Raw genomic sequence first — 16,760 nt, forward strand, 5'->3', positions numbered from 1 at the left:
AACCGCCGCACCCATGACGCACCGGCAAATCATGGAAGCCCTCACAGGTCTCCTCGCGGCCTTCTTCACGGCGATCCTCAGCAGCACAATCGTCGCCAACGCGCTGCCAACCATCATGTCCGAACTCAAGGGCACGCAAACCGATTTCGCCTGGGTCATCACCGCCGCTTTGCTGGCGAACGCCGCCACCACGCCCATCTGGGGAAAGCTCGCTGACCTCTTCGACAAGAAGCTCCTGGTCCAGCTGAGCATCATCATTTTCGTGGCGGGCTCCGTCATGGCCGGCTTGTCCGAGACGATTCCGCTGCTGCTTACTGCGCGTGTCATTCAGGGCATCGCCATGGGTGGCCTCACCGCCCTGGCCCAAGCAATCATCGGTTCCATGATTCCGCCGCGCGACCGCGGCAAATACTCCGGCTACATGGGTGCCGTCATGGCGGTGGGCACTGCCGGCGGCCCGCTGCTGGGTGGCTTCATCGTGGACAGCCCGCTCGGCTGGCGCTGGACGTTCTTCGTCTGCGTGCCGCTGGCCGTCGTTGCGCTCATCCTGCTTCAGGTGACCCTGAAGATCCAGCACATCAAGCGCCCCGCCAAGATCGACTGGCTCGGCTCCATCCTCTTGACTTCGGGCGTGAGCCTGCTCCTGATCTGGGTTTCGTTCGCCGGCAACCCGGACTACTACGACTGGTTCTCCTGGCAGTCAGCACTCATGGTGGGCGGTGGCGTAGCGCTGCTGGCGCTCCTGGTACTGGTGGAAACCAAAGTTGCCCAGCCGATCATTCCACTCAAGATCATCTCCGAGCGCACCACGGCACTTGCCATCATCGCTTCCATCGCGGTCGGTATCGCCATGTTTGGTTCGTCCACCTTCCTGGGCCAATACTTCCAGGTTGCCCGTGGCGCCACGCCGACTGAGGCAGGGCTGCTCACGCTGCCAATGATCGCCGGCAACCTTATTGGTTCTGTGGCATCGGGCATCCTGATCAGCCGCTTTGGCAAATGGAAGCGGTTCCTGATCGCCGGCTCCGTGCTCCTGATCGGCGGCCTCGCATTCGCCGGCACGATGGACCACACCACAGAACTCTGGATCGTAGCCATCTACACCGGTGTGTTCGGCCTCGGCTTGGGCATGCTGATGCAGAACCTGGTGCTCGCCGTGCAGAACACCGTTCAAGCGAAGGACATCGGTACGGCCAGCGCTTCGGTTGCGTTCTTCCGCTCTGTAGGCGGCGCAATCGGTGTGTCCGTCCTGGGTGCCATCATGTCCAACCACGTGAAGGACCTGGCCGTTGAGGGGATGGCCGCCGCGGGCATTCCGGTCCAAGGCGGCGGGTCCGGTGCCAGCATGGACCTGGCTGATATGCCGGCGCCCATCGCGGAAATCATGCGCGCCGCTTACGGCGACGCCACTGCCCAGATCTTCCTGATCTCCGCCATCATCAGTGTGGTGGCACTCCTGGCTGTGCTGTTCATCAAGGAACGCCCCCTGCGGCGCACCGTTGACGCGGCGCCCGAGTCCGAACTCATGGCGACGGCGTCCGGAGATGCTGCCATGTCGTTGGATACAGCTACCTTGGATGCGGGGAAAGCGGACGACGGCGGCGCCCGCCTGGGTGCCGATCGCTCCGTCCCTGGGGCCAGCCGCCAGGTTCGGTCCACGGACTCCGGATCCGATCTTGACCTCGAATTTGCGCGGATCCTGACCCAGGAACGCCCCCACGCCACGGTTGACGTCAAGGAGGTCCAGGAGCAGCTGTCCCGCACCCAGTACGTCCTGGCGGAACAGCAATTGCAGCTCAGCCGGGCCAACGTTGAGCTGCAGGCACGGTTGCGGGAGCAGCAAACCATCGCGGCGCAGCAGGCGAGCACCGCAGAGGAACTCGCCGCGATCCGTAAGGAACTCAAGCGCGAACGCAGGCAGCAGGAGCGAATGGCTTTGCTGCTCCTCCAAGGCGTCGAAGCGCGGGAGGCGCGGCCGGACCACGGCAGGCACGCGGGCTAGACACCACGGATCCTGCCCTTGTTCGAAACTCCTGGCGTACTAAGCAGGCTGTGGCGAACGAGGGCGGGACCGAAGCGCCGGCTGTGACCAGCCGGCGTTTTTGTTGCCTACAGCGGCTGATCCGGCCAGCATCGGCTGTGATGGCTGCGCCAGCGGGAGCAGATCCGACACGGGACATACTCCGCTGGGATGATCTTTTCCCCGGGTTGTTTCGCCGAGGCAACGGATTTCGTAGAGTAGGGAGGCTAATACTGTCAGCCCTTGCTGCAACACTTCTCTTACTTCATTCACGCACTCTTTCTAAGGACCCGTGGGCATGCTTGTCACCCTTATACGGCGCTACTCCAAGCCGTATTTGCCGCAGATAGTGGCCGTCCTCATATTCCAGTTGGCGTCCACTATTGCCACGCTCTACCTCCCAAGCCTCAACGCCAAAATCATTGACGAGGGAGTCTCCCGCGGCGACACCGATTTCATTTGGCGCACGGGCGCCATGATGCTCGCCGTCGCACTCGGCCAGGTGCTCACCGCTGTCGCAGCCGTGTACTTCGGTGCACGGACGGCAATGGCGATCGGCCGGGACCTCCGGCGCAGCGTCTACCGTCAAGTGAGCAGCTTTTCCGCACAGGACGTGAACCGTTTTGGTGCTCCCACACTGATCACCCGTGGCACCAATGATGTCCAGCAGGTCCAGATGCTGGTGCTGATGGGCCTGAACTTCATGGTCTCCACACCCATCATGTGCGTGGGTGGCATCATTATGGCCCTCCGCGAGGACCTCAGCCTGTCCTGGTTGGTCTGGGTTTCCGTGCCCATCCTGGTGGCAGTGGTGGGCTACCTCGTGGTCCGGTTGATGCCGCTCTTCCGGTCAATGCAGGCCAAGATAGATGCCATTAACGGTGTGCTCCGCGAGCAAATCATTGGTATCCGTGTTGTCCGTGCCTTTGTCCGTGAACCCTATGAGGCCAAACGTTTCGGTGATGCCAACCAGGATCTCACCGCCGTCTCCGTGAAGATCGGCAATCTCTTTGTCCTGATGTTCCCCGCGATCGGCATGATCCTGCACCTGTCCACTGCTGCGGTGCTGTGGTTCGGCGGTCAGCGTGTGGACTCCGGTGATATGCAGGTAGGCTCCCTCACGGCCTTCCTGCAGTACCTCCTGCAGATCCTGATGGCAGTCATGATGGGCACCTTCATGGCCATGATGATTCCCCGTGCTTCCGTCTGTGCAGACCGCATCGGCGAGGTCCTGGACGTGGAGCCTTCCATCCACAACCCGGCTTCCCCCGTGGTTCCGGCGGAAAAGAAGGGCCACGTGGAGTTCCGCGATGTCACCTTCAAGTACCCCGGGGCCGAGGCACCGGTGCTGAGCAACATTTCCTTCACCGCTGAGCCGGGCAAGACCCTGGCCATCATCGGTTCCACGGGCGCAGGCAAGACCACCCTGGTCTCCCTGCTGCCGCGGCTTTACGATGTCGCTTCAGGTGACGTCCTTCTCGACGGCGTCCCCGTCACCGAACTGGACGCGTCGGAGATCACCAGCCGCGTCTCGGCTGTTCCGCAGAAGCCGTACCTTTTCTCCGGCACCATCGAGCACAACCTGCGCTTTGGCAAGCCCGAAGCTACCGACGAGGAACTGTGGGAGGCGCTGGAGACGGCGCAGGCCAAGGGCTTCGTAGAGGAAAAGTCATCCGGCTTAAACCGGCGCATCGCCCAGGGCGGCACCAACGTCTCCGGCGGCCAGCGCCAGCGCCTTTCCATTGCAAGGGCCCTGGTGACCAAGCCGAATGTCTATCTGTTTGACGATTCCTTCTCCGCATTGGACGTCGCTACCGACGCCCGGCTCCGTAAGGCCTTGAAGGCCAAGACGCAGGACGCCACAGTGATCATCGTCGCGCAGCGAGTCTCGACCATTGCCGATGCGGACGAGATATTGGTCCTGGATAACGGCCGGATCGTGGATCGCGGAACGCACGATGAACTGCTGGAAACCTCTCCTACGTACCAGGAAATCGTTGAATCCCAGCTGAGTGTAGAGGAAGTCGCATGAGCGAGCAGGACCAGCAGAAGAAGCGTAGCTGGGCTGCCAAGGCAGAGGCCGCGAAGAATGCCAAGGCCACGGCCGAGGCAGACGTGGCAACCGAGGCACTTGACGATGACGTCGTGGAGGAGGAATACGTCCCGTCCGAGGCAGATGGCGGTATGTTCGGCAATCTTCCAGCCAAGAAAGCCAAGGAGTTCTGGCCATCGGCCAAGCGCCTCATGGGCCTGTTGAAGCCTGAGAGGGTTGGCGTTTATGTCGTGATCGGCCTTGTGGTGGTCTCGGTGGTCCTGAACGTGATTGCCCCCAAGGTTTTGGGCACCGCGATGGACGTGATCTTCGGCGGCGTCATGGGCAAGCAGCTCCCGCCAGGCGTCTCGCAGGAACAGTTCGTAGAGCTCATGCGCCAGCAAGGCCAAGAGAACTTTGCGGACATGGTCTCCAAGATGGAACTCACCAACGGGATCAACTTCCCCAAGCTGACGTTCCTCATTTCGATCGTCCTCCTGATGTACTTTGTGGCCAACATCTTCCTGTGGGCACAAGGCTGGCTGCTCAACAGGATCGTCATGCGCGTCATCAAGCAGCTCCGTAATGACGTCCAGGCAAAGCTCAACAGGCTGCCGTTGAACTACTTCGACACCCGTCAGCGCGGCGACATCCTTTCCCGCGTGACCAATGACGTCGACAACGTCCAGCAGGGCCTTCAGCAGGCGTTCGCACAGTTGGTTAGCTCGGTGCTCACCGTAGTGGGAATCACCGTGATGATGTTCATCGTGTCCTGGGAACTGGCATTGATCGCGTTGATCGCCTTGCCGCTTTCCGGTGTCATGGCTGGCTTCATTGGTGCCAAGAGCCAGAAGCTCTTTGCTGCACAGTGGAAGAACACCGGCTCGCTGAATGGCCAGATCGAGGAATCATTTTCGGGACACGATCTCGTCAAGGTGTTCGGCCGCGATGCTGACATGCTGGTGCGCTTCGATGAACGCAATGAGGCCTTGTACAAGGCGTCCTTCGGCGCCCAGTTTGTGTCGGGTGTCATTTTCCCGGCCATGAACTTCGTGTCCTACCTGTCCTACGTCGGCATTGCGGTGGTTGGTGGCCTGCGGGTTGCCTCCGGCTCCATGAGCCTTGGCGACGCCACAGCGTTCATCCAGTACTCGCGTGAATTCACCCAGCCGCTAGGCCAGATCGCCGGTATGGCCAACATGCTGCAGTCCGGCGTTGCCTCGGCCGAGCGCGTCTTTGAATTCCTTGACGCTGACGAAGAAGTTGAAGAGACCGGTACACGCCATCTGCCAGCCAAGACCGACGGCCATGTGGAGTTCGAGCATGTCTCGTTCAGCTACGTGGAGGACAGGCCCCTCATCGAGGATCTCTCCTTCAGTGCGGAGCCTGGGCACACGGTAGCGATCGTCGGGCCTACGGGAGCTGGAAAGACCACCTTGGTGAACCTGGTAATGCGCTTCTACGAGCTCAATGCCGGTCGTATCACCTTGGACGGCGTGGACATCAAGGATCTCAGCCGCTCCGAGCTGCGATCCAAGGTGGGCATGGTTTTGCAGGACGCATGGCTCTTCGGCGGGACCATCTACGACAACATCAAATATGGCAACCTTGACGCCACCGAGGAACAAATCATGGAAGCGGCCAAGGCCACTTACGTGGACCGCTTCGTCCGGGCTCTGCCGGACGGTTACCAGACGATCATCGATGAAGAAGGCAACAACGTCAGCGCCGGTGAGAAGCAGCTCATCACGATTGCCCGTGCTTTCGTCTCCGATCCTTCGCTGCTGATCCTTGATGAAGCTACGAGCTCAGTGGATACACGTACTGAGCTGCTGCTACAGAAGGCCATGGCTGCGCTCCGCACGGACCGGACGAGCTTCGTCATCGCCCACCGGTTGTCCACCATCCGCGACGCCGATACCATCTTGGTGATGGAGAACGGGCGGATCGTTGAGCAGGGCAACCACAACCAGTTGCTGACGCTCCAAGGTGCCTACTACCGCCTGTACATGTCCCAGTTTGCCGGTGAGGAAGAGACCGCCGTGGATGACTCGACGGCGGTGCACAGCTGAGCGCGAATTCCCTGAGTACCGGATTGCACTCCCGGGATTCCGTGGAACCCCAGCGCATCGAGGTACTCGTACCCATGCGCTGGGGTGACATGGACGCCTACGGGCACATCAACAATGTGCAGATCGTTCGGATGCTGGAAGAAGCCCGAATCGCGGCTTTCGGACCACCCCGGGGCGCTGGCCTTCCGGGCGTTGAACCACCGGCGGCCCTCTTCAATGATGTTGAGGAGGGCACCATGACGTTGGTTGTGGAGCACAAGGTCCGGTATGTGCGGACTTTGGAATACCGCAACATCCCGGCCGTGGTGGAGATTTGGGTTGGCGCCATCAAGGGGGCCAGCTTCGATCTTCACTACGTCATCAAGGACCCCGTCACACAGGAAGAATGCGTCAAAGCCAGTACCCACCTGGCCTTCGTGGCAGAGGCTACCGGCAGGGTCCTCAGGCTCACTCCGGACCAGAAGGAAAAGCTGGAGCGGTACCGCGCGTAGAGTTTCACCATGAAACTTGAAATCGCGGTGGTGAGCGCGACGGGTGCCGGTACGGCCGCATCCGAAGGTGCCGATCGGATTGAGCTCTGCAGCAGTCTGGAACTTGGCGGCATCACGCCAAGCCAGGGACTACTGGAGGCCAGCATTGAACATGTTGACGGACGCCTTGAGATCCACCCGCTGGTGCGTTGCCGCCCCGGCGATTTCCACTATTCCGCCTCGGACGTGGACACCATGGTGCACGAAGTACGTCACCTGCTGGCTCAGGGCGCCCACGGGGTAGTAGTGGGCGCCCTGACCGCAGAAGGCGATATCGATGTTCACGCGGTCCAACGGCTGGTGGATTCTGCCCGGCAGGCGAGCCCTGAAGCGCAGCTGACCTTCCATCGCGCGATCGACCAATCACGGGACCCGTTGGCGGCCCTTGATCAACTGCTGGAACTCGGGTTCACGCGGGTACTCACGTCTGGCCACGAGGCCACAGCAGGTGCAGGCCTTGCCACCCTTTCCGAGATGGTGGAGCGGGCGGGAGGAGCACTCGAAATCATGGCAGGAGGCGGCTTGCAGCTCGGCGATATTCCGGCGATGCACGCGGCCGGCCTCTCAGCAGTTCATATGTCCGCCAAGAGAACCGTCTCTACGCTGGGCCAGCGAACCATATCCCTTGGCACGCAGGACGGCGCCGACCCCACCGCCTATACCGTGACAGACCGGGAAACGGTCCGCATGGCGCGGGCCGAGATCAACGCGCTGGAACTCGGTGCTCCTCCGGCATAGTTTCCACTGCTGGGTCAGCCTCCCCACATTGCCTGGTTCAGGGGAGTTACCGTCAGGCTTTCGAGCCGTGCGGTTCCTCCTTCCGAGAAAACCGAGATGCTGGTGGCCCCAGCGCTTGGAAAGACCTGGTCCGTGATGGTGGTCAGGCCGTCCTGGGCGAAGAGCTCCACTGATGCACGGTCCACGTACAGGCGCAGGCGGAGCCTGCCATTGATCAACTCGACCCGCGGATCCTCTACTGAGCTGAAAGCTGGATGGAATCCCTCGTTGCCCGAGTTGGTCCTGTCGACGGAGAGCCGTTTTGTGGCCGGAACGTAGCCGATGCGGGTTGCTTCGGTTCCGTTATCGAGGACTTTCACGCCAAACGCCGATGCCGTCCCCGGAGAGAACTCGGCGTCAATCTGCACCACGTCACCTGTAATGGGAAGTGTGGTTGTTCCTGACGCGATGTCCTGGGCTGACGCCGTGTATGCGGCCGCAGTGTTCTTCAATGCATCGGCCTGGGACACCACCTGCTGTCGCAGCCGCGGACCCGCGGACATCTGGGTTAGTACCACTTCACGTGGCAACGCCATGGTTCCGCGCCACGTGGTGGTGGGAGTGTCCTGACCGTAGTCCCAGTTGTTCATCCAGCCCAGCATGATGCGCTTGCCGTTGGGAGCATTGTTGAAGGACACCGTGGCGTAGTAGTCCCTGCCCCAGTCCAGCCAATCGTGCTGCTCAAGATGGGAGGCATCGGAGGAAACGAACTCGTCGGCCAGGATGTGTCCCCAGCCGCCGCGGTTGTTGTCCACGATCTTGATGGTGGCCTGGCTGCCCTTGTAGGCGCTGACGTCCCAGGCTTTCCACTCCAGATGTTCGGAATCGCTGCCGGTGGCGGTACGGACGGTCTGGCCATTGACCACAAGGTTCACTGTGGTTTCAGCGCTCCTGGGCTTCGCCTGCTCCGAGCCCAACACCATGTTGTCCAGAGTGAGGTGGCCCCAGGGCCCCGTTGCGTTATCAACAATTCGGATGCGGGCGATCTGGCCGTACCAGGGGGAAACGTCCCAATTCTGCCAGTTCAGGTCCCCTGAATTCGTACCGGTGGCAGTGCGCACAGGCACGCCGCCAACCAGCAGCTCAACCTGGAGTCCGCCGCCGCTGCGGTTGCCGCCGCCCAGGAGGAAGCCGATGTTGGTGTTGGTCAGGTAAAACTCAGGGGACGTGATGGTGCCGACGTTGTTGTCCTGGTACGGGCCGCCTTCGAACGTGTTGATCCGTTTTCCAATGGCGAATTCACCGCCCGACGTCGAGGGGTTAAGTGCCGCCTGGAAGTCACCCGATAGCTGCCAGCCAGCTTGCGTGAGCGTTCCGGGGTAGTCGAAGCCGTCGAAGAGCAGATAGCCCGGAGGCGCCTGGTTTCCTGACTGCTTGCCGGCTTCCTGCGGGTGTTTACCGCCGCCGGCGAGGAAGTTGAGGTAGTCCTTGTCCAGCATGAAAGGTGCTGATTCCATGGTGCCCACGGGAGCATCTCCACCGTGGAAGCCGTTAACCAGCCCGGCTCCGATGTTGCCGGTAACCGCCATCTGTCCAGAAAGACTTCCGGAGGCGGGGGCGCTTCCCCAAGGCCCGGAACTGTTCGAAGGATCGTTCTGGATGTTCCAGCCGCTGTAATTGCCACTGTTGAAACCGGCAAGGACGTTTCCGGGGGGAAGCTGGCCCGGGGGATCGATATTTTCGGCGGCGAAGGAAGTGCCGTTGAAGGTTCCTACGAAGTATTGTCCGCCGCTGCCGCCTGCGACGGCTCCGGGGTTGAAGTTCACCGAGAGGACCCACTTGACGTTGTTCGGGTCACCATCGACGGCGAGTGGGAACAGATCAGGGCATTCCCACTGCCCTCCGGTGGCATTTGCGGGACCGAAGTCATCCAGATAGTTCCATTGCTTCAGGTCATTGCTTTTATAGAAGAGGACGCGGTGCTCGTCGGCTTCAACGGCTGCCATGACCCAGTAGTCCGGGCCGGTGGGGGAGTCGTACCAGAAGACTTTGGGGTCGCGGAAGCTTGACGTGTTCCTGTTCAGGACCGGGTTGTTGCCGTACTTGGTCCAGGTCTGTCCGTCGTCGGTGCTGAATGCCAATGACTGGGCCTGTTTACCGGCGAGGGTGGGGTGGGCCGCAGTGTAATTGCTCGTGTAGATGGCCACCAATGGCGGATTCTGGACACTCCCCAGCCCGCTGGTGTTCTGGGTGTCCACCACTACTGATCCGGAGAAGATTTCCTCGACCACCTGGCCGGATGCGTTGAAACCCCGTGGAATGGCGAGTGGTTGTTCCTCCCAATGGATCAGGTCGGTGGAGGAAGCGTGGCCCCAGCTCATGTCTCCCCACCGTGTTCCGTTGGGGTTGTACTGGTAATACATGTGGTATTTCCCGTTGTGGAAGACGAGTCCGTTGGGATCGTTCATCCAGTTCGCTTCCGGAGTGTAGTGCAGGTACGGCCGGTATTGCTGGGTGGCCGGATCAGGATCGGTGGCCTGGGCGGTGGTGGCAACGGAGAATGAGGCAGCGGTGAGTGCCACGGCCGCCCCAATCGACTTGAGGGCTTTGGTGCGTCTTGTCATCGTTGACAGACCTTTCGTCAGGGGCTTGCGTTGCAGGATGACGACGGCCGGCCCGCCTGATGGGGCGACGCCCGCCGTCGTGCTATTCGCTATTCATATTCACGTCGTGCGATGACGCCGTGCAGTTACGGCGTTGCCCTGAACGCGTAGTTGGACGCGTAGCGAACCACCTGGTTGCTATCGCCGCTGTCCAACACTTTGGACCCGGAAGTCGATGCGTCCAGGACCACTGTGTGCACCGCGATGGCCGAGACGGTGTTGTTGGTGGCGATGTAGTTGTTGTTACCGGATGCCACCAGGATGATGGTGGGCGTCTGCCCCGACGGCGTGACCGATCCCGAGGCGACGTCGTAGCTGAAGTGGTTTCCAATGACGGTGTTGTTGCTGCCCGCTATGTGCACCAGGCCGAACAGATCATCCAAACCGTTGTTGTAAGGCTTGAGGGGATCGAACGGTTCCATCTGGCGCAGGAAGTGGTTTGCGCCAACGAGGTTTTCGGTGCAGCTGCCCTCGAAGTTCACCATGCCGGGGTAGAAGGCATGAAAGCGGTTGGACGTAATGGAGGAGCGCGTGCAGTCCTTGAAGTGCACGCTGCTCTTACCCCGGGGGAAAACGTTGTTGCCCGTGACCAGCAAGCCCATGTGCCCCTCGGCGAAGATCGAGAATCCCACGAAGCCTGCGCCAATAAGGTTGTCGGTGACTTTCGAGGCCTGGCCCGATCCTGTCAATTCCACGCATGATCCACATTCAGCAAGGAAGTTGCTGCTCACGCTCAGGGCATCTGTATCCCTCACCACAAGCCCGTGCTCGAGGTACACCATTCCCATGCGCTCCACCCGGCAGGAATCGTTGGCAGAATCGAAGCGGATGCCTGTTTTCCCGTTGGTGTAGTCGTTCTCGTTGGAGCCGAAGGAGACTCCGTCAAGGCAGAAGTTCTCGAACACCACCCCACTGATTCGTGGATCACCTGTGCGGTAGACCCGGAAGGCGTCCGTGTTCCCGTCAGTGTTTTCCACCCTGACGCGGCTGGCGCCGGGGTTGATCTCGTGCCAGCCCGATGTGTTGCCGGCGTTGTAGCGGATGCTCAACGAAGTGAAGCCATGGCCCGATCCACGGATGGTCAGGAAGCTGATGTCCACATTCACCCTGGTCTTCAGGGAGTAGTCTCCCGGCGGGATGTAGATGACAGCACCTGGCTTGGACGCCTGGCTGGTCTGCTGGCTCTTGATGTCAGCGATGATGCTGTTGATGATGAGCCCGATGTCGTTGTACGGGGTGGCGGACGGATTCCCTGGAACGCTCCAGGTGGTGACGTCGTAGACGGTGGTCAAAGCTGGTTCTCCTCACATCGTTGGGGGACTGAACTGTGCTGCTTCTCTTCAAGTGCGTCCGGAACCGCCGGCGCCGCGCTCTGCATGCTCGCTCGTGCCTCGCTTAGACGCATGCTGCCGCACGCCTCCGGTGGTTCCGGGTGGTTCTAAAGGCGGGTGGTTCTACAGAGACGGTTGCTTTACAAAACGCCGATCAGGTGGCGGTGCCCTTGGGGCTGAGTACCGGCGTCGGGCGTTGCGGCCACCTGCCCTGGTGCCGCGGAAGCAGCGCTGCCCGTGGCTGCCATGGCGAAGGCAACTGCTGCCGATGCGGTAAGCGCGCGGAGTACACTTCGTCGGCTGATGTCCGGGATGGGTTTCATGCGTTCTCCTGTGAATAGGGTCCCCAAGCGGGGAAGCTGGCGAGAGGTGGGACGAGAGGTAGGAAGGGACCGGACCAGGGGTGGAAACCGGCGGACGGTATAACAATCTGCCTAAAGAGCTGGCGTCGGCCTAAAGAACAGGCGTGAGCCGGAAGAGGCACAACGGGTGCCAAAACCTGCCCACATCAGCCAAAATGTGCCAAAACGGTTTAGCTGCCTGCGACGATGACTCTAGGGGTGGGCCATCAAGCTCGTCAAGAGCTTGGGGGAGCCAAAATGTGACGCTTGACATACCCCGGAAATCGGGCCTATGGTGTTGCCAAGTCGTTTTGGCAAAACGATTCTTCATCCCCACAGAATCTTTCACATCCCGTTCAAAGAGAAAGTCGACAGCGATGTCCACTCGAAAGACCATCTCCAGACTCGTCACACTCGGCGGCCTCTGCACTGCCGTCGCACTAGCAGCTACGGGTTGCGGTGCCGGGGGCCCCGCACCAACATCCGGAAGCGCGTCCAGCACTGTCAACGTCCTGGTGGAAGCAGGCGGCCACGCCGAGCTCACAGGCGTTGCCGAGCAATGCAAGAAAGACACCGGCCTCAACGTCAACTTCGTCGAACTGCCCTATGACGGTATGTTCAACCGGCTCTCCAGCGAGTTCTCCTCCGGCAACGTTTCCTTCGACGTCGCGGCGTTGGACTCCGTGTGGCTCCCCAGCTTCAAGGATGCAGTCCAGCCAATCGATGAACTGTTCACAGATGAAGCGAAGAAGGACATCTTCCCCGCCCTCGTGAAGGAAGCCAACGTTGATGGCCACTTCATCGGCATGCCTGCCTGGACCAACGCAGAGATCATCCTGTACCGCAAGGATCTCTTCGAGGACGCCAAGAACAAGGCAGATTTCAAGGCAAAGTACGGCTATGAACTGGCAGCTCCCACCACGTGGAAGCAGTACCAGGACATTTCCGAATTCTTCACCAAGGACGGCATGTACGGCACGGACGTGAAGGGCGCCGTGGAAACGGAATGGCTCGCACACGTCCTGCAGGCAGGCTCGCCAATGGTCCTTGATGCGAACAACAACGTGGTCATCGATAACGCTGCCCACAAGGAAGCGCTCGACTTCTACGTCAGCCTCACCAAGTCCGCCCCTCCTGGTGCTGCACAGGTTGACTGGGCGGCGGCACAGAACCTGTTCAACCAGGGCAAGACCGCTATGACCCGCTTCTGGGCACACGCCTACCGGCAGATCCCCAAGGACTCTCCCGTAGCAGGCAAGGTTGGAGCTGCAGCGATGATTGGCGGCAGCGCCGGCGTCGCGGGTGTTCCGGGCCCGTGGTACCTGTCAGTACCCAAGGCGACCAAGAACGCTGATGCCGCCAAGAAGTTCATCAAGTGCGCGTACGACCACAACAGCATGGGTGTGGAATCCAGCCTTGGACTCGCCTCCCGCATCTCAGCATTTGAGAAGTACCAGAACCAGCCAGGCTACGAGAGCTTCAAACCGCTGATTGAAACGCTCAACGGCAAGGCAACCGCAACGCGTCCGGCAACAGCCAAGTGGCAGCAGATTGTGGACACCGTGCTGGTGCCGCTCCTGCAGAAGGCTGTGGCCGGCGGCGACTCCGCCACCCTCCTGGCTGACGCCAAGAAGCAGATCCAGGACCTCCTCAAGTAAAGGCTCCGCGGCCGGCACCAGCAGACTCAGCCGGTGCCGGCCGCGGCCCCAACCAACAGAGCCCCAACAAACAGAAGAGAAAATCGTGCGTATCTCCGATCGCCGCTTCGCCCTATACCTGATGACCCCAGCGGCGCTGTTCCTGGCCGTGTTCGTGGCCTACCCGCTGTTCCGCCTCGTCGCGGACAGCTTCTTCAAGATCTCGCCCATCGCGGGCGGCCCGCGTGACTTCGTCGGATTCCAAAACTATGCGGCAGCGTTCGCCTCCGAAGCCTTTATGGGTGCCGGCTGGCGGACCCTGGCTTACACAGTGGTGGTGGTGACGCTCGAGTTCGCGCTCGGCCTTGGGATGGCTCTCCTGTTCACCACGCTGGGACGCAAGTCCCAGATTTGGCGAACGGTGTTCCTTTACCCGCTGATGATTGCGCCGATCGTGGCCGGCCTGCTCTGGAAGTTCCTGATGATCGATAACTTCGGCCTCATCGGAACCCTCCTGCACCAAGCGGGCATCCTCTCAAACCCAAACCAGATCGGCTGGCTCTCGGACCCGGATATCGTGCTGTTCTCGGTAGCCGTCCCGGATATCTGGCTCACGACGTCCTTTATGTGCCTGGTGCTGTTCGCCGGCCTCCAAAACATCCCCGGCGACCTCATCGAGGCAGCCCGCCTGGACGGCGCCAAGGCACCGGCGCTCCTGTTCCAGATCATCCTTCCGCTCCTCCGCCCGGTGATCGCCGTGGCACTGGTGGTCCGCGGAATCGATGCCGCCCGGGCCTTTGACACAATCCTGATCCAAACCAACGGCGGCCCGCAGTCCGCCTCCGAAACCATGAGCCTGTTGATCTACCGGACCATGATCCGCTTCGGCGATCCCGGCCTGGCCAGCGCCATGGGCACTATCTACCTGCTGGCGATGCTCGCCGTCGCATTCTTCGCGGTGGCCACCATCTGGCGGCCAGGAAAGGACAACTGATGCGCGTCGCCGAACGAACAAAGCCCGACGGCGGGAAGGCGCCTGCCGTGAGTGCCAGGAGTTCCGTTTCAACCGCCACGCATGTTGCCCCGCGCAAGCGCCGCGGCGTCAACCGCGAAGGCCTGGAAGCCGGCCGCCGCAGCACCAGGACCATTCTGTGGATCCTGCTGGCCGCGGCCATGGTGCTGTACGGATTCCCGTTCCTGTACCTGCTGTTTACGTCTTTCAAGACCCCGATCGACACCATCGCCGTTCCACCTACCATCCTCCCCAAAGAATGGACCCTGGAGAATTACGCGAACGCCCTTGGCCGTAGCGGTGTGCTGGCTTCATTCATCAACAGCATCCAGACCGCGATCATCAGTACCCTGTTGTCGTTGGTCCTGGCTGTCCCGGCGGCCTATGGCATCACGCGCTACAAGACTCCGAGCGGCCGGGTGTTCATCATGGCCGCGCTGGTCACCCGCATGGTGCCGCCGGTAGCAATCGGCATTCCGCTGGCATCCATGATGGCTTCGGCTGGTTTGGCGGATACCCCGATCGCATTGTCCATTGCCCACACCACCATTTCCTTGCCGCTGTCCATCTGGCTGATGTCCAGTTTCTTCGAGGCCGTTCCCCGCGACCTGGAAGAGGCAGCAACGGTGGATGGCTGCAGCAGGCTCGGCGCGCTCTGGCGGGTAGTGATCCCGGTGGTTTCCGGAGGCATCGCCGTCACCGCGATCTTCGCCTTCCTCGCATCATGGAACGAGTTCCTCTTCGCACTCCTGATGACCGCCATCCGATCCCAGACGACCCCAGTGGTCATCGCGAACTTCCAGACCCAGTTCGGCCTGGACTGGGGATCCATGACGGCGCTGGCCGCCGTTTACTCCATCCCGGTCATCCTTCTCACCCTTCTCTTGCAACGCAAGATTGTCGCAGGCATGACGCTCGGCGCCGTTAAGGGCTGAGAAACCGTCAAGGGCTGGGAAACCACACCACAAAAAGGGCAGAAGCTATGTCAAGCAACAACTACTACGACGTGACTACGTGGCCGGTCGGCAACCCGTCCGAAGACGTCGGCGAGGTCATCAACAGCATCATCGCCGATATCAAGGACCGGCAGGCAGCTACCGATGTGAACAACGGAGGAAAGCCGGGAGCGGTGATCTACCTGCCACCCGGGGACTACCACCTCCGTACGCAGGTGGTGATCGATATCAGCTTCCTCAGGATCCAGGGCTCGGGACACGGCTTTACGTCTTCGAGCATCCGGTTCAACGTTCCCGAAGAGGAGTGGCCTGATCTGCATGAGCTGTGGCCCGGAGGAAGTCGCATTATTGTCGATCTTCCGCCCGCTTCGGACGGGGAGGGCGCGGACGGGGAGGGCTCGGACGAAGCCAAGGGGGCGGCCTTCTACATTGAGCGAAGCGGGAGCCCCCGGATCAGCTCGGTGGAGTTCTCCAACTTCTGTATCGACGGCTTGCACTTCACCCCCGACGGCTCGGGGCTGCCAGCGGAAAACACTTACGTGAATGGCAAGACCGGTATTTATGTGGCGAGCGCCAACGACTCATTCCGCGTCACGGGGATGGGGTTCATCTACCTTGAGAACGCCCTCACGATCCATAACGCCGACGCGCTTTCCATTCACGATAACTTCATCGCCGAGTGTGGAAGCTGCATCGAGTTGCGCGGTTGGGGACAGGCGTCCAAGATCACCGACAATTTGATCGGGGCAGGTTTCAAGGGCCACTCGATCTACGCCAGGAACCATGGCGGGCTCCTGATAACCTCGAACAACATCTTCCCCAGGGGTGCGAGCAGCGTCTATTTGGACGGCGTCACGCGTTCAAGCGTCACCAACAACCGTCTGCATTCGTTCTACCCCGGGATGGTGGTGCTTGCCGCGAACAGTTCCGAGAACCTGGTGGCAACGAACCATTTCCTGCGTGACCATGAGCCCTGGACACCCTTCCTGGGAGTCGATAACGGGCTGGACGATCTTTACGGGCTTCTCTGCGTTAGCGGGAGCAACAACTCTGTGGTGGGCAACCACTTCTCCGAGGTCATCGACGCACAGAGCATCCGTCCCGCAGGTGCGACGCCGGTCATCATCCGTTTGCTGGAGGGGGCTGGAAACTTCGTCTCCAACAACCACGTGGTGGCGATGGACGTTCACTCCACATCCAGTGATTCCTGCTTCTCTGCCCAGGTGGACGCCCTGCTGACCACAGGTGCTTCCGACGGGCTCGCCGTTACGGCCGTCCTGGTCGAATCCGGATCCGCCCGGAATACGGTCCTGGATTCCGGGACTGACGCGCAGGTTATTGCAGACAGGGCTGTCAACGCCTTGAGGGCCACACCGACAGTCGGTTTCCAGGCGGCACATGCTGATTCGATCGCAGGATCAGCACCAACATCATGAGGACGTGGGGGAC

General features: G+C 61.0%; 12 protein-coding genes. 9 read left to right on the forward strand and 3 right to left on the reverse strand.

Annotated features, from left to right (window positions below):
* Positions 1-13: 13 nt before the first annotated feature.
* The 5 genes from AC6I99_RS05440 (at position 14) to AC6I99_RS05460 (ending at position 7,392) form a co-directional block, all read left to right on the forward strand.
* Positions 14-2,002 (forward strand): MFS transporter, encoded by a 1,989-nt coding sequence (locus tag AC6I99_RS05440; RefSeq protein ID WP_497947208.1) that lies wholly within the window; start codon positions 14-16, stop codon positions 2,000-2,002.
* Positions 2,003-2,318: 316 nt separating this feature from the next.
* On the forward strand, positions 2,319-4,052 hold the full coding sequence (locus AC6I99_RS05445; protein ID WP_224091220.1) for an ABC transporter ATP-binding protein: 1,734 nt from the start codon (positions 2,319-2,321) through the stop codon (positions 4,050-4,052).
* Complete coding sequence (locus AC6I99_RS05450) at positions 4,049-6,124, forward strand: ABC transporter ATP-binding protein (protein WP_497946083.1); 2,076 nt, start codon at positions 4,049-4,051, stop codon at positions 6,122-6,124. Before AC6I99_RS05445 ends, AC6I99_RS05450 begins: the two co-directional genes overlap by 4 nt.
* A gap of 74 nt (positions 6,125-6,198) precedes the next feature.
* Positions 6,199-6,615, forward strand: a complete 417-nt coding sequence (locus AC6I99_RS05455) for an acyl-CoA thioesterase (protein WP_224093867.1) — start codon at positions 6,199-6,201, stop codon at positions 6,613-6,615.
* A gap of 9 nt (positions 6,616-6,624) precedes the next feature.
* The gene (locus AC6I99_RS05460; protein WP_497946081.1) at positions 6,625-7,392 is read left to right on the forward strand and encodes a copper homeostasis protein CutC; all 768 of its coding nucleotides are present in this window, start codon (positions 6,625-6,627) and stop codon (positions 7,390-7,392) included.
* Positions 7,393-7,406: 14 nt separating this feature from the next.
* Here AC6I99_RS05460 and AC6I99_RS05465 read toward each other — a convergent pair whose 3' ends face one another.
* The 3 genes from AC6I99_RS05465 to AC6I99_RS05475 all read right to left on the reverse strand — a co-directional run bounded on the left by AC6I99_RS05465 (position 7,407) and on the right by AC6I99_RS05475 (position 11,688).
* Positions 7,407-9,995 (reverse strand): GH32 C-terminal domain-containing protein, encoded by a 2,589-nt coding sequence (locus tag AC6I99_RS05465; RefSeq protein ID WP_497946079.1) that lies wholly within the window; start codon positions 9,993-9,995, stop codon positions 7,407-7,409.
* Between the two features lie 125 nt (positions 9,996-10,120).
* On the reverse strand, positions 10,121-11,326 hold the full coding sequence (locus AC6I99_RS05470; RefSeq protein WP_497946078.1) for a NosD domain-containing protein: 1,206 nt from the start codon (positions 11,324-11,326) through the stop codon (positions 10,121-10,123).
* 179 nt (positions 11,327-11,505) lie between these two features.
* A complete protein-coding gene (locus tag AC6I99_RS05475; RefSeq protein ID WP_497946075.1) occupies positions 11,506-11,688 on the reverse strand; it encodes a hypothetical protein in 183 nt (60 codons plus the stop codon).
* Positions 11,689-12,083: 395 nt separating this feature from the next.
* Here AC6I99_RS05475 and AC6I99_RS05480 point away from each other — a divergent pair, with 395 nt between their 5' ends.
* The 4 genes from AC6I99_RS05480 (at position 12,084) to AC6I99_RS05495 (ending at position 16,747) form a co-directional block, all read left to right on the forward strand.
* Complete coding sequence (locus AC6I99_RS05480) at positions 12,084-13,364, forward strand: ABC transporter substrate-binding protein (RefSeq protein WP_224091232.1); 1,281 nt, start codon at positions 12,084-12,086, stop codon at positions 13,362-13,364.
* 85 nt (positions 13,365-13,449) lie between these two features.
* Positions 13,450-14,337 (forward strand): carbohydrate ABC transporter permease, encoded by an 888-nt coding sequence (locus AC6I99_RS05485; protein ID WP_224091233.1) that lies wholly within the window; start codon positions 13,450-13,452, stop codon positions 14,335-14,337.
* Positions 14,337-15,290 carry a carbohydrate ABC transporter permease gene (locus tag AC6I99_RS05490; protein ID WP_224166609.1) on the forward strand — a complete coding sequence of 318 codons (954 nt, stop codon included), beginning with the start codon at positions 14,337-14,339 and terminating at the stop codon, positions 15,288-15,290. The genes AC6I99_RS05485 and AC6I99_RS05490 overlap by 1 nt, the downstream gene beginning before the upstream one ends.
* Positions 15,291-15,337: 47 nt before the next feature.
* Positions 15,338-16,747 (forward strand): right-handed parallel beta-helix repeat-containing protein, encoded by a 1,410-nt coding sequence (locus AC6I99_RS05495; RefSeq protein WP_497946065.1) that lies wholly within the window; start codon positions 15,338-15,340, stop codon positions 16,745-16,747.
* Positions 16,748-16,760 lie beyond the last annotated feature (13 nt).

It is taken from the genome of Arthrobacter sp. TmtSoilC77 (assembly GCF_059739415.1).

Coding starts and splice junctions, on each gene's coding strand:
- AC6I99_RS05440 (WP_497947208.1), top strand. CDS start 14: ATGACGCACCGGCAAATCATGGAAGCCCTCACAGGTCTCCTCGCGGCC.
- AC6I99_RS05495 (WP_497946065.1), top strand. CDS start 15,338: ATGTCAAGCAACAACTACTACGACGTGACTACGTGGCCGGTCGGCAAC.
- AC6I99_RS05450 (WP_497946083.1), top strand. CDS start 4,049: ATGAGCGAGCAGGACCAGCAGAAGAAGCGTAGCTGGGCTGCCAAGGCA.
- AC6I99_RS05460 (WP_497946081.1), top strand. CDS start 6,625: ATGAAACTTGAAATCGCGGTGGTGAGCGCGACGGGTGCCGGTACGGCC.
- AC6I99_RS05465 (WP_497946079.1), bottom strand. CDS start 9,995: ATGACAAGACGCACCAAAGCCCTCAAGTCGATTGGGGCGGCCGTGGCA.
- AC6I99_RS05490 (WP_224166609.1), top strand. CDS start 14,337: ATGCGCGTCGCCGAACGAACAAAGCCCGACGGCGGGAAGGCGCCTGCC.
- AC6I99_RS05475 (WP_497946075.1), bottom strand. CDS start 11,688: ATGAAACCCATCCCGGACATCAGCCGACGAAGTGTACTCCGCGCGCTT.
- AC6I99_RS05455 (WP_224093867.1), top strand. CDS start 6,199: ATGCGCTGGGGTGACATGGACGCCTACGGGCACATCAACAATGTGCAG.
- AC6I99_RS05445 (WP_224091220.1), top strand. CDS start 2,319: ATGCTTGTCACCCTTATACGGCGCTACTCCAAGCCGTATTTGCCGCAG.
- AC6I99_RS05480 (WP_224091232.1), top strand. CDS start 12,084: ATGTCCACTCGAAAGACCATCTCCAGACTCGTCACACTCGGCGGCCTC.